8 protein-coding genes and 4 tRNA genes are annotated in these 12602 nt (G+C 70.7%); 5 read left to right on the top strand and 7 right to left on the bottom strand.

Annotated elements, in window-relative coordinates; genetic code table 11:
• Positions 1–170: 170 nt before the first annotated feature.
• Together R2E43_RS17995 and bldC are read left to right on the top strand one after the other, a co-directional pair.
• Positions 171–1022: a hypothetical protein gene (locus R2E43_RS17995; protein ID WP_003974882.1), complete on the top strand. Its 852-nt coding sequence runs from the start codon at positions 171–173 to the stop codon at positions 1020–1022.
• 533 nt (positions 1023–1555) lie between these two features.
• Positions 1556–1762 carry a developmental transcriptional regulator BldC gene (gene bldC, locus R2E43_RS17990; protein ID WP_003949541.1) on the top strand — a complete coding sequence of 69 codons (207 nt, stop codon included), beginning with the start codon at positions 1556–1558 and terminating at the stop codon, positions 1760–1762.
• 458 nt (positions 1763–2220) lie between these two features.
• Here the strand turns inward: bldC and R2E43_RS17985 are convergent, their stop codons facing one another.
• The 7 genes from R2E43_RS17985 to R2E43_RS17955 all read right to left on the bottom strand — a co-directional run bounded on the left by R2E43_RS17985 (position 2221) and on the right by R2E43_RS17955 (position 8949).
• The gene (locus R2E43_RS17985; RefSeq protein ID WP_136209034.1) at positions 2221–2415 is read right to left on the bottom strand and encodes a DUF6274 family protein; all 195 of its coding nucleotides are present in this window, start codon (positions 2413–2415) and stop codon (positions 2221–2223) included.
• A gap of 248 nt (positions 2416–2663) precedes the next feature.
• Positions 2664–2738 (bottom strand) — tRNA-Asp (locus tag R2E43_RS17980).
• Between the two features lie 93 nt (positions 2739–2831).
• Complete coding sequence (gene hrpA / locus R2E43_RS17975) at positions 2832–6815, bottom strand: ATP-dependent RNA helicase HrpA (protein WP_016326762.1); 3984 nt, start codon at positions 6813–6815, stop codon at positions 2832–2834.
• Positions 6816–6924: 109 nt separating this feature from the next.
• Positions 6925–6998, bottom strand: a tRNA-Phe gene (locus R2E43_RS17970).
• 24 nt (positions 6999–7022) lie between these two features.
• Positions 7023–7097: transfer RNA gene (locus tag R2E43_RS17965), tRNA-Asp, on the bottom strand.
• A 34-nt stretch (positions 7098–7131) separates the two neighbouring features.
• Positions 7132–7204, bottom strand: a tRNA-Glu gene (locus tag R2E43_RS17960).
• 80 nt (positions 7205–7284) lie between these two features.
• Positions 7285–8949, bottom strand: coding sequence for a metallophosphoesterase family protein (locus R2E43_RS17955; RefSeq protein ID WP_003974879.1), 1665 nt, complete (start codon positions 8947–8949; stop codon positions 7285–7287).
• A gap of 71 nt (positions 8950–9020) precedes the next feature.
• Here R2E43_RS17955 and R2E43_RS17950 point away from each other — a divergent pair, with 71 nt between their 5' ends.
• The 3 genes from R2E43_RS17950 to R2E43_RS17940 all read left to right on the top strand — a co-directional run bounded on the left by R2E43_RS17950 (position 9021) and on the right by R2E43_RS17940 (position 12524).
• On the top strand, positions 9021–9371 hold the full coding sequence (locus tag R2E43_RS17950) for a metallopeptidase family protein (RefSeq protein ID WP_011029427.1): 351 nt from the start codon (positions 9021–9023) through the stop codon (positions 9369–9371).
• A 96-nt stretch (positions 9372–9467) separates the two neighbouring features.
• Positions 9468–10025, top strand: a complete 558-nt coding sequence (locus R2E43_RS17945) for a lipoprotein (RefSeq protein ID WP_011029428.1) — start codon at positions 9468–9470, stop codon at positions 10023–10025.
• Between the two features lie 312 nt (positions 10026–10337).
• Positions 10338–12524 (top strand): DEAD/DEAH box helicase, encoded by a 2187-nt coding sequence (locus tag R2E43_RS17940; protein ID WP_003974877.1) that lies wholly within the window; start codon positions 10338–10340, stop codon positions 12522–12524.
• Positions 12525–12602: the final 78 nt, after the last annotated feature.

Here is a 12602-nt window from a genome sequence, read left to right as displayed (position 1 = left end):
CTGTGGCACGAGATTAGAGCCTGGGTGTACCGGCCCGCCGCACAGTGCTCAGGATCACCTCCGCACGGAGTACGGGCGTGCGACGATTTGCAGAGATTCCCGCGCCTTTGTGATCCGTTTCCACGGGTTTCCACAGGTTTTCGCGTCGGTGCGCGGGGGAGGGAGCAGGCGTGCCCAAGGTGTCCTCGGTGATCGTCCCGTACGCGGCGTACCTGCGCGTGTACGAGCCGCTGGCGGCCTTCCCCGACGAGGAGCGCGCCCACTGGACCCGCTACGCCCGCCGCCCCGGCCGGCCCTCCTACCAGGACGAGCTGCGCCGCTCGCTGGCCGACCTGCTGCCCACCCCGCCGGTGGCGGTGCCGGTGCACGAGAGCGCCGACGCCTTCGTGACCGAGGTGGACGGCGTGGTCTGCGTCTGCCCCTGGCGGACCCGGCTGCGCGGCTGGCAGGCCCTGGGCGAGGTGGCCGAGGACTTCCCGGAGCCGGTCCTGGACGCCCTGATCCCACCCGTCGTACGCCGCCAGAGCGCGCAGGACTACGAGCGCTGGCTGGAGCGCAACCCGGACGCCCGGCCCTGGATCCGCACGGCCACCTGGCAGGTGCCGATCAACTGGTTCGTGCTGGTCTCCGACGCGGAGCGGGAGTACGACGAGGGCGGCGGCGACGAGGCGGCGACCGCACCGGTGCTGCGCTACCGCACACCCATGGTGCAGGCCCGCCGGCGGGTGGCCCGGGGGCTGCGGGCCCTGCGGGAGGCCGTGGACGAGGGGCCGCTCATCGACGGCCTGGTGGATGTGGGGCGCTGGCTGGAGGAGTTCCACCCGCGTTCCCTGGTCGAGCTGGACTACGGCGGACTGGTGCACGCCCTGCCGGCCGGCGAGTTGGAGGCGGACCACTCCGCGGCGGACGTGGCCGAGGGGATCGAGGCGCTGCGCCACGGCGACGGGGTTGCCGCGGGGGCGGCGTACGGGCGGCTGGTGGAGCGCTGGCGGGCGGTCCGGGACCGGCGCTCGGCGAACTGACGTTTGACGTACCGCCCGATGTGGGGTTTCGTCTTCCGCTCCGACACCCGCCCGGTGTGGGCTGATCTCTTGCCGACAAGGGACGTAGGTCCCGATCCGGGCGTTTGAGTCAAGCGTGACGGACCGCACGTACATCACTCTTGCGCCGCTTCCCCCTCCTCATGCCAAAATAGGACAAGGAGCCCGGGGAGGGCTCCTTCCGTCCTGCCGTGATGCACTGTGGGTGGAATCTCAGCATTGCACGCTTTGGGGGGTCTGGTGACTCCTGAGCGCCCCTGTGACTGATCGTCACAGAGGCGTGACTGTCCGCTATGGCATGGTCCATCGGCTTCCGTCGCTGATGAACACCTGGGAGGGCAATTCCATCGGTTTGGCCGACGCGGCTGGACAGATGGTGTAGTTGTAGTGCCGAGGACAAGCCGTTCGTCCTATAACCGACTCGACTCGCGTCCGCCATTTCGGGCAACGCGGGTCAAGGTGCAGAATTTAGAGGAATGAACCGAGAAGGTTCGGTTCTCCCGAGGAGGCCGCTCATGACCGCTCGCACCCCTGATGCCGAGCCGCTGCTGACCCCGGCTGAGGTCGCCACCATGTTCCGCGTCGACCCGAAGACGGTCACGCGCTGGGCGAAGGCCGGCAAGCTCACGTCGATCCGCACGCTCGGCGGGCATCGCCGCTACCGCGAAGCCGAGGTCCGCGCTCTGCTCGCGGGCATTCCGCAGCAGCGCAGCGAGGCCTGAACAACTGAATAACCGGGCAGAACGGCGGGTCCCCCAACCTGTCGCGGCGCCCGGAACCACAGCTCCAAGCGACGCCGTCCCTGCCCCAACAGAGGTGCGTCGTTGATCGCGCTGGACTCCGCCGGGTCCAGCGCGATTTTTTTGTGCCCGGGCCCGAGCCCGGGTCGGTGTCCGGGGCAGTGTGGGGGGCAGTGTGCGGGTCCGTGTCCTGTCCTGTGTCCGGGCTTGTCGGAGTCTGGGGAGGGGTGTCGGATCGGCTGTGCGGGCACTGCGAAGGTGGTGCAATTGCACATATTAAATTGATCAGTTGTAGGGGAGTCGTAAGTGCCACGGTTCCAAAAACTCATACGGTGACACCCGTCACACGCCACGGCGGTTGTTGGATCCGGCGCCGGTGCGCTAATGGAGGCGTGGCCTCCAGGAGGTCTGCGGGGCAAGGGTGTTGGGGCCGCGCGGTTTCATGCCGTGGGCGCGCTCCCGTCGTCGACGCCCTCTTGACGGCCTGTCGGAGACTGTGGGGCCGGCGAGTCCAGTGCGAGCCGCAGGAGCCGGTGGCAGATCGGACAGTGCCGCGTCACGTGACCGTACGACGACGCGGCCGACAGATGCGCGCGGAGCAGGGCCCGCGTCTCGTGCCTGACCGATGCCGCCATACGCCACCTCCAGGGGCCACACGGGGGTTGTGCCCTGCCTTTGGAGTACCGAGCGAAAGTGACGCCGTCAAGGCCGCGAGAGGCGCCCTGAGGGTCACTCAGGGCGTTTGCCGGTCCCGGACCGGTCCAGGACCGGCCCCGGCAATGAAGAGGCCCCGCACCGATTGCCCGGTGCGGGGCGTTCACTGCGGTCCCGACGGGACACGAAGAAGCCCCGCGCCGATTGCTCGGGCGGGGCTTCTTCACTGCGGTCCTGACGGGATTTGAACCCGCGGCCTCCACCTTGACAGGGTGGCGAGCACTCCAAACTGCTCCACAGGACCAGGTTTCGCGGCGCTTTTTCTGCGTTGCGCTGCGAGAAGAGACTGTACAGGAGGGTGGGCCGCCGGTCGAACTCACCCTCCGTACGGGCCTCGTCACGGCGCGAGGGCGTCGATGGCCTTCACGATCCGCTTGTCGGAGACGGGGTAGGCCGTGCCCAGCGCGTGGGCGAAATAGCTGACCCGCAGCTCCTCGATCATCCAGCGGACCTCCAGGACCTGCCGGGGCACCGGCCGCCCCTGCGGCATCTGCTCGAGGAGCCACGCGTATTCGTCCCGCATCTCGTGGACCTTCTCCATGCGGGACGTGTCCCGCTGCACGCCGGTCGGCATCTGCTGCAGCCGGCGGTCCGCGGCGACCAGGTAGCGCATCAGGTCCGGCAGTCGCTTGATCCCGGCCTCCGTGACGAAGCCGGGCTTCACCAGCGCGTCCAGCTGTCCCCGTACGTCCTGGAGGTTGGCCAGCAGCGCCGGGCTGCGTACCGCCTTCAGGCGGCGCTCACAGGCCTGCCAGGCCGCCAGCACCTGCTGCACCTGCCCCACCGTACGGACGGTCGTGTCGACGATCTCCGCGCGGACCCTGTCGTAGAGCTTGCGGTACGACTCCTCGTCCCAGGCCGGGCCGCCGAAGTCCGCGATCAGCTTGTCCGCCGCCGCCGTGGCGCAGTCGTCGAACAGGGCCTGGATCGAACCGTGCGGATTCGCGGACAGGCCCAGCTTCTGCTGGTTGGTCAGCTTTTCGGACGCGAACTTCGCGGGGTTGACCGGGATGTTGCGCAGGATCAGCCGCCGCGTGCCCCTCCACATCGCCTGCGCCTGCTCGGCCTCGGTGTCGAAGAGGCGGACGGAGACGGTGTCCGCCTTCGGACCGTCGTCCACCAGCGCCGGGTACGCCTTCACCGGCTGACCGGCCCGGCGGGTCTCGAAGACCCGGGTCAGCGTGCCGATCGTCCAGTCCGTCAGCCCGGAGCGCTCCAGGGACTCGCCTCCGCTGCGTTCCGCCGTGGCCGCCGCGGCCTGCGACAACGCCTTGCGCGCCTTCGGGCGCAGCCGGAGCTTCAGCGCCTCCAGGTCCTTGTCCTCGGCCAGCTTGCGGCGCCGCTCGTCGACGATCCGGAACGTGATCTTCAGATGGTCGGGGACCTTCGACCAGTCGAAGTCCTCCGCGTCGAACGGCACCCCCACCATGCGCTTCAGCTCCCGCGCCATGGTCACCGTCAGCGGCTCCTGAAGGGGCACGGCACGGTCCAGGAACGCCTGGGCGTAGTTCGGCGCGGGTACGTAGTTACGGCGGACCGGCTTGGGCAGGGAGCGGATCAGCTCCGTGACGACCTGCTCGCGCAGGCCCGGGATCTGCCAGTCGAAGCCCTCGTCCGTGACCTGGTTGAGCACCTGGAGCGGCACGTGCACGGTCACACCGTCGGCGTCCGCGCCCGGCTCGAACTGGTACGTCACCCGGAACTTCAGCGGCCCCTGCCGCCAGGAGTCCGGATAGTCGTCCTTGGTGACCGCCCCCGCCTTCTCGTTGATGAGCATCTCGCGCTCGAAGTCGAGGAAGTCGGGCTGCTCGTGCCGCTTGTGCTTCCACCACGAGTCGAAGTGCGCACCGGAGACGACGTGTTCGGGCACCCGCTGGTCGTAGAAGTCGTACAGCGTCTCGTCGTCGACCAGGATGTCCCGGCGCCGCGCCCGGTGCTCCAGCTCCTCGACCTCGGTCAGGAGCCTGCGGTTGTCGGCGAAGAACTTGTGGTGGGTGCGCCAGTCGCCCTCCACCAGGGCGTTGCGGATGAACAGCTCGCGGCTGATCTCCGGATCGATCCGCCCGTAGTTCACCTTGCGCTGCGCCACGATCGGTACGCCGTACAGCGTGACCTTCTCGTACGCCATCACCGCCGCCTGGTCCTTCTCCCAGTGCGGTTCGCTGTAGGTGCGCTTGAGGAGGTGCCCGGCGAGCGGCTCCACCCACTCGGGCTCGATCTTCGCGTTGACGCGGGCCCAGAGCCGGGAGGTCTCCACCAGCTCCGCCGACATCACGAACCGCGGGGGCTTCTTGAAGAGCGCGGAGCCCGGGAAGATCGCGAACTTGGCGTTGCGCGCGCCCAGGTACTCGTTCTTCCCGGTGTTCCTCCCGCCCTCCCCTCCGGCGTCCTTGACGTCCTTCATACCGACGTGGGACAGCAGTCCGGCCAGCAGGGACACGTGGACGCGGTCGTCGGGTGCGGGGTGCTCCTCGTCGTTGAGGTGGATGCCCATCTGCTTGGCGACCGTGCGCAGCTGCGTGTAGATGTCCTGCCACTCGCGGATGCGCAGGAAGTTGAGGTACTCCTGCTTGCACATCCGGCGGAAGGACGACGAGCCGCGCTCCTTCTGCTGCTCGCGGACATAGCGCCAGAGGTTCAGGAAGGCGAGGAAGTCGCTGCTCTCGTCCTTGAACCGGGCGTGCTGCTGGTCGGCCTGGGCCTGCTTCTCCGCCGGGCGCTCCCGCGGGTCCTGGATCGACAGCGCGGCGGCTATGACCATGACCTCGCGGACACAGCCGTTCTTGTCCGCCTCCAGCACCATCCGGGCCAGCCGCGGGTCGACGGGCAGCTGGGCGAGCTTGCGGCCGGTGTCGGTCAGCCGCTTGCGTACGTCCTTCTGCGCCGGGTCGAGTGCGCCCAGCTCCTGGAGCAGTTGCACGCCGTCGCGGATGTTGCGGTGGTCCGGCGGGTCGATGAACGGGAACTTCTCGATCTCGCCGAGGCCGGCCGCGGTCATCTGGAGGATGACGGAGGCGAGGTTGGTCCGGAGGATCTCCGCGTCCGTGAACTCGGGGCGCGCGGTGAAGTCGTCCTCGGAGTACAGCCGGATGCAGATGCCGTCGGACGTACGGCCGCAGCGGCCCTTGCGCTGGTTGGCGCTGGCCTGCGAGACCGGCTCGATGGGCAGCCGCTGGACCTTGGTGCGGTGGCTGTAGCGGGAGATGCGGGCGAAGCCGGGGTCGATGACGTACTTGATGCCCGGCACGGTGAGGGAGGTCTCGGCGACGTTGGTCGCCAGGACGATCCGGCGCCCGGTGTGCTGCTGGAAGACGCGGTGCTGCTCGGCGTGCGAGAGCCGCGCGTACAGCGGCAGTACCTCGGTGAATCTGTACTTCTTCTTCTCCAGCGCGTCGGCCGTGTCCCGGATCTCGCGCTCGCCGGAGAGGAAGACGAGGATGTCGCCCTTGCCCTCGCCCATCAGCTCCTCGACGGCGTCGGTGATGGCCGTGATCTGGTCGCGGTCGGCGTCGTCGCCGTCCTCCTCGAGGAGTGGCCGGTAGCGCACCTCCACGGGATAGGTGCGTCCGCTGACCTCGACGATCGGGGCGTCGCCGAAATGGCGCGAGAAGCGCTCCGGGTCGATGGTCGCCGAGGTGATGACGACCTTCAGGTCCGGCCGCTTGGGCAGCAGCTGGGCGAGGTAGCCCAGCAGGAAGTCGATGTTGAGGGACCGCTCGTGGGCCTCGTCGATGATGATCGTGTCGTAGGCGCGCAGCTCGCGGTCGGTCTGGATCTCGGCGAGCAGGATGCCGTCCGTCATCAGCTTGATGAAGGTGGACTCCGGGTTCACCTGGTCGGTGAACCGCACCTTCCAGCCGACGGTCTCCCCGAGCGGGGTGTCCAGCTCGTCCGCGACCCGCTCGGCGACGGTGCGCGCGGCGATCCGGCGGGGCTGGGTGTGCCCGATCATGCCGCGGACACCACGGCCCAGCTCGACACAGATCTTCGGGATCTGGGTGGTCTTGCCGGACCCCGTCTCACCGGCGACGATCACGACCTGGTGATCGCGGATGGCCGCCGCGATCTCGTCCTTCTTCTGGCTGACCGGGAGCTGCTCGGGGTAGCTGACGGCCGGAACCCGCGCCCGGCGTTCGCCGATGCGCTGTTCGGCCTTGGCCACCTCCGTCTCGATCTCGGCGAGGACGGCGGCGCGGGCCTCCGGCTTGCGGATCTTCCGCGCACCCTCCAGCCTGCGGCCGAGCCGGTGCGCGTCGCGCAGCGACAGCTCGGTCAGCCGGGGGGCGAGGGTGCCGAGGGCGGGGGCAGGATGCGTAGACATACGGGTTCCAGGATCTCATCCTCGGGAAAAACCTGGCGAACGCTTTTGCCGCGGCGTCGGCCCGGGCGACGACAACAAGGCCCCGATCCGAGGATCGGGGCCTTTGCTGTGGCTGGGGCCGGGGTCGAACCGGCGACCTATCGCTTTTCAGGCGATCGCTCGTACCAACTGAGCTACCCAGCCGCGAGGTTTCACGTGAAACCTCAGCGGTCCTGACGGGATTTGAACCCGCGGCCTCCACCTTGACAGGGTGGCGAGCACTCCAAACTGCTCCACAGGACCAAGCTTCGTACGACAGTGTCGCACATGTACTGCGTGCCCCCAACGGGATTCGAACCCGTGCTACCGCCTTGAAAGGGCGGCGTCCTAGGCCGCTAGACGATGAGGGCTATCGGCCCGCCTGGGCGCTTCGCAGCGCGTCGGGGACGTGAGAAGCATATGGGATGGCGGGAGGTATCGCCAAAACGGTTTACGGAGTGCTGGGGGCGGGGCTGCCCGGGGCAGTGGGGGAGGCGCGGGTGCCGGAGGGGGACGGGCCGGTGCCGGAGGGAGAGGGGCTGCCGGCGGAGGGGGACGGCGTCGCGCCCGGCTGGTTCTCCTTCGGCAGGTGGCGGCTGACCTCGGCCGTCGTCAGGCCCAGGCCGCCCAGCTTGATCTCGTCCCACGCCTGGAGGCGCCGGGAGTCCCGGTCGAAGTAGAGGATGGACGCCTGGATGGGGTCGGGGTACTTGCCCTCGACCGCGCGCAGGCCGCTGCCGCCGGTGGAGCCCTCGACGCGCAGCCGGGTGCCGTACTTCATGACCTCCATGTCCTCGTGGTGGATGTGCCCCGCGAGCACGAGGGGCACGTCGCCGTCGACCTCGCGGGCGGCCGAGGGCTCGTGGGCGACGGCGATGTCCACGGGGGTGCCGGCCGCGCTCTGGTCGCGCAGGGCGGAGGCGAGGCGGGCGCCGGCCAGTTCCTGGGAGGCCTCGGCGCCGTCCGCCTTGGAGCGGTCGGGGGTGTACTGCGGGTCGCCCATGCCGGCGAAGCGCAGGCCCGCGACGGTCCGGGCGTGGCCGTCGTCCAGGACGTGCACGTTCTTGAGGTGCTTCAGGTACTCCTGGGTGCCGCGGGAGTCGTGGTTGCCGCGGACCCAGACGTAGGGGGCGCCGAGGTCCTCGACGGGGTCCAGGAAGCCGTTCTCCGCGGCCGTGCCGTGGTCCATCGTGTCGCCCGAGTCGACGATCACGTTCACCTTGTACTGCTCCACCAGCGAGCCGATGATCTTCCAGCTCGCCGGGTTCAGGTGGATGTCCGACACGTGCAGGACGCGGATCGTGGTCGGGTCGGGCTGGTAGGCGGGGAGCGTCGAGGTGACGTCGTAGAGCTTGGTCACGTTGGTGACCAGCCGGGCCAGCTCCTTCTGGTAGACGTCGAACTCGGTCACGATGCTGCGCGCGTTGCCGACCAGGGAGGGCGCGGAGGAGAGCAGCCCGGAGAACTTCGGCTCCAGGACGGAGTCGGGGTTCCAGGTCGCGTAGGCGGTGCCGCCGGAAGCGACCAGCAGGGTGAGCGCGAGTCCCCCGGCGGCGAGCGCGCGCCGGGGACGGCGGTAGACGACGAGGCCGAGGGCCGTGGCGCCGGTGACGACGGCCACGCAGGAGCGGACGGCCAGGTCGAGCGTGCCGTGCTCGACGTCCTGGGCGACCTCGTCCTGGAGCCCGGAGAGGCGTTCGGGGTGGTCGACGAGGGCCTGGGCGCGGGCGGGGTCGAGCTGGTCGACGTTGACGTCGAGGCGGACCGGGGCGACGTGGCTGTCGAGCTGGAGGGCGCCCAGCGGCGAGACGTTGATCTTCGTGCCGCCGGCCAGCGACGGGCGCAGGGTCATCGTCGTGTTCATGGGGCCGACCGGGGCCCGGACGTTGCCGACGACCAGCAGGCCCAGCCAGGCACCGAGCAGGACGACGGCGACCAGACCGGCGGCCCGGGTCCAGGGGTGTGAGCGGGCGGCGAGTTCGGGGGTGGCGGCCGCGGGCCGGCCACGGCGTGCGCGCCGGTCGCGGTAGCGGCGGGTGAGGATGCGCGGGGCGTTGCGGATGGGGTTCATCACCTCGGCCAGGGCGTGCGGGACTGCGGCGGGGACGCGGGCCATTGGTCCCGTATGCCCGTGGCCCGGGGCGGATATGCGGGTCGTACTCCACGGTCGTACCCGACAATGGTCCTGTGCTGGAGATGACGCGCGAGGAGTTCGAGGAACTGGTCGCCGAGGCCCTGGACCGCATCCCGCCGGAGCTGACGCGGCTGATGGACAACGTCGCGGTGTTCGTCGAGGACGAACCGCCGGCGGACGATCCCGAGCTGCTCGGGCTGTACGAGGGGACGCCGCTGACGGAGCGCGGGGAGTGGTACGCGGGCGTGCTGCCGGACCGGATCACCATCTACCGGGGGCCGACGCTGCGGTTCTGCGCGACGCGTGAAGACGTGGTCGCCGAGACCGAGGTGACGGTCGTTCACGAGATCGCCCACCACTTCGGGATCGACGACGCGCGGCTGCACTCCCTCGGGTACGGGTGACGCGCTCGGGTCAAGTCCGCCTCGCCGGACGCGTGTCCTCTTGTGGGTGACGGGAGTTGGGCACGTCGACTCCTTGACCCCCGGAGGTGGCCGCCCGTGCGCCCCTTGTACGTACCTGTCCGTATGGCCGCCACCGCCCTGGCCGTCGTCGCCGCCGCCGGCTGCATGAGCGTCGGCGACGACGGGTCCGGCGGGCGCGCCAAGCCGTCCCAGTCCGCCGGGGAACGAGGCGGCGAGGTACCGGAGGGCGGCCCCGCGGTCTCCGGGGGGAACGCCGGGTACGGCGCGGCGGCCGCGGACGACGGGCATGGCAAGGGGAAGAAGGGCGCGGGCGGGGACCGGGCCGGGGGCGACGGCAAGGGGAAGGGCGGCGAGGGCGGCAAGGGCAAGGACGCGTCCGCCTCGGCGCCGCCCGCCGCGCATCCGACGGGGGCCCCGCCGCCGAACGGCGGGAACCACGGACCCGAGCCCACCCGGACGCCGCCCGCGGAGCCCACCCGGACGGCCGAGCCGGAGCCGACGCCGACCGAGGAGCCGCCCGCCTCCCCGACGCCGGACCCGACGGTGGCCGAGCCGTCCTCGTCGGCGCACGAACCGCCCGGGACCCAGCTGGAGCAGCGGGAGCCGGCACCGGCGGCCGGGACGCCGGCGTAGGTCGGGGTGGACGGGGTGGTCGGGGCGGACGGGGTGCGGCTCGGCCGGGCGGCCGGGCGGTCGGGCGATCCACGGGCCGCTGAGCTGGGGCTGAGCCGGGCGTGTGCTGCCGGTTTGCCTTCGGGGGTGGAGGGTGCGTATGGTGGTAGATCGTTTGATCCCATTTGCCCGGCGCCACCGCAGAGCGCGCCGTGTGGCGCGTTCTCTCCCCCTGCCGTGGTGGACCGCATTGAGGCGGTCGTATTGCGAATCGCGATTCACGGAGTTGACGGGCGCGTGCCGACGAGAGACTCCGGAAGGTTTCGCATTCGCATGTCCATGACCAGTACTGACCACGTCGTCGTGCCCGGAAACGCCGAAGGCGCAGAGGGCGCGCCGGAGGCCGTCGAGGCCGTAGACGCCTCCGCGACCACCGAGTCCCCGGAGGCCGCCGAGGCTCCCGAGGCGGCTCCCGAGCCCACGTTCGCCGACCTCGGTCTGCCCGAGGGCGTCGTGCGCAAGCTCGCGCAGAACGGCGTGACCACCCCCTTCCCGATCCAGGCCGCGACCATCCCGGACGCGCTGGCGGGCAAGGACATCCTCGGCCGGGGCCGCACCGGCTCCGGCAAGACCCTCTCCTTCGGTCTGCCGACCCTGGCCACGCTGGCCGGCGGCCGCACCGAGAAGCACAAGCCCCGCGCCGTCATCCTCACCCCGACCCGCGAGCTGGCCATGCAGGTCGCCGACGCGCTCCAGCCGTACGGCGACGTCCTCGGCCTGAAGATGAAGGTCGTCTGCGGCGGTACCTCGATGGGCAACCAGATCTACGCCCTCGAGCGCGGCGTCGACGTCCTGGTCGCCACCCCGGGCCGGCTGCGCGACATCATCAACCGCGGCGCCTGCTCCCTGGAGAACGTGCAGATCGCGGTCCTCGACGAGGCCGACCAGATGTCCGACCTGGGTTTCCTGCCCGAGGTCACCGAGCTGCTCGACCAGGTCCCGGCCGGCGGCCAGCGGATGCTGTTCTCCGCCACCATGGAGAACGAGATCAAGACCCTCGTCGACCGGTACCTGAAGGACCCGGCCCTCCACGAGGTCGACGCCGCCCAGGGTGCCGTGACGACCATGTCGCACCACATCCTGGTCGTGAAGCCCAAGGACAAGGCGCCGGTCACCGCGGCCATCGCCTCCCGCAAGGGCCGCACCATCATCTTCGTCCGCACCCAGCTGGGCGCCGACCGCGTCGCCGAGCAGCTGCGCGACGCCGGTGCCAAGGCGGACGCGCTGCACGGCGGCATGACCCAGGGCGCGCGCACCCGCACGCTGGCCGACTTCAAGGACGGCTACGTCAACGTCCTGGTCGCCACCGACGTCGCCGCCCGCGGCATCCACGTCGACGGCATCGACCTGGTCCTGAACGTGGACCCGGCCGGCGACCACAAGGACTACCTGCACCGGGCCGGGCGTACGGCGCGCGCGGGCCGTACCGGCACCGTCGTGTCCCTGTCCCTCCCGCACCAGCGCCGCCAGATCTTCCGGCTGATGGAGGACGCGGGCGTCGACGCCACGCGCCACATCATCCAGGGCGGCGCCGCCTTCGACCCGGAGGTCGCCGAGATCACCGGCGCCCGGTCGATGACCGAGGTCCAGGCCGAGTCGGCGGGCAACGCGGCGCAGCAGGCCGAGCGCGAGGTCGGTCAGCTCACCAAGGAGCTGGAGCGGGCCCAGCGCCGTGCCAACGAGCTGCGCGAGGAAGCGGACCGCCTGGTCGCCAGGGTCGCGCGGGAGCGCGGCGAGGACCCGGAGACGGTACTGGCCGAGGTGGCCGCGACCGTGGCCGAGCCGGAGGTCTCGCTGCCCGAGCAGTCCGGCGCCCGGGACGTGGAGAAGGCGGAGCGCGGCGGCAACGACCGCGAGCGCTCGCAGGACCGCCGCGACTACCGCCGTGACGACCGCGGCGACCGTGGCGGGCGTTCCTTCGACCGGCGTGACGACCGTCGGGACGACCGTGGTGGCCGTTCCTTCGAGCGTCGGGACGACCGGGGTGACCGTGGTGGCCGTTCGTTCGAGCGTCGGGACGACCGTGGCGGTTTCCGCCGTGACGACCGGGGCGACCGCGGTGGCCGTTCCTTCGAGCGCCGTGACGACCGCGGCGACCGTGGCGGGCGTTCCTTCGACCGGCGTGACGACCGTCGGGACGACCGTGGTGGCCGTTCCTTCGAGCGTCGGGACGACCGGGGTGACCGTGGTGGCCGTTCGTTCGAGCGTCGGGACGACCGTGGCGGTTTCCGCCGTGACGACCGGGGCGACCGCGGTGGCCGTTCCTTCGAGCGCCGTGACGACCGCGGCGAGCGCGGCGGGCACCGTGGCAGCGACCGCCCGTTCAACCGCGACCGTCAGGGCGACCGCCCCGGCTTCCGCTCCGGCGGTCACGACCGTCCGTACGGCCGCCGCGACGAGCACCGCGGTTCGTCCTTCGGCCGCCGTGACGACAAGCCGCGCTGGAAGCGCAACGGCTGACGCCTGAACGTCTGACAAGCGCCGTGGCCCCCACCCCGACGGGTGGAGGCCACGGCGCTTAGCGTTGCGGTCCGGTTT

The sequence above is a fragment of the Streptomyces violaceoruber genome, from assembly GCF_033406955.1.
In the GTDB taxonomy this organism is placed as follows: Bacteria; Actinomycetota; Actinomycetes; order Streptomycetales; family Streptomycetaceae; genus Streptomyces; species Streptomyces violaceoruber.
The sequence above is the reverse complement of the archived record's forward strand: the minus strand, read 5'-3'. Positions and strand labels throughout refer to the sequence as shown.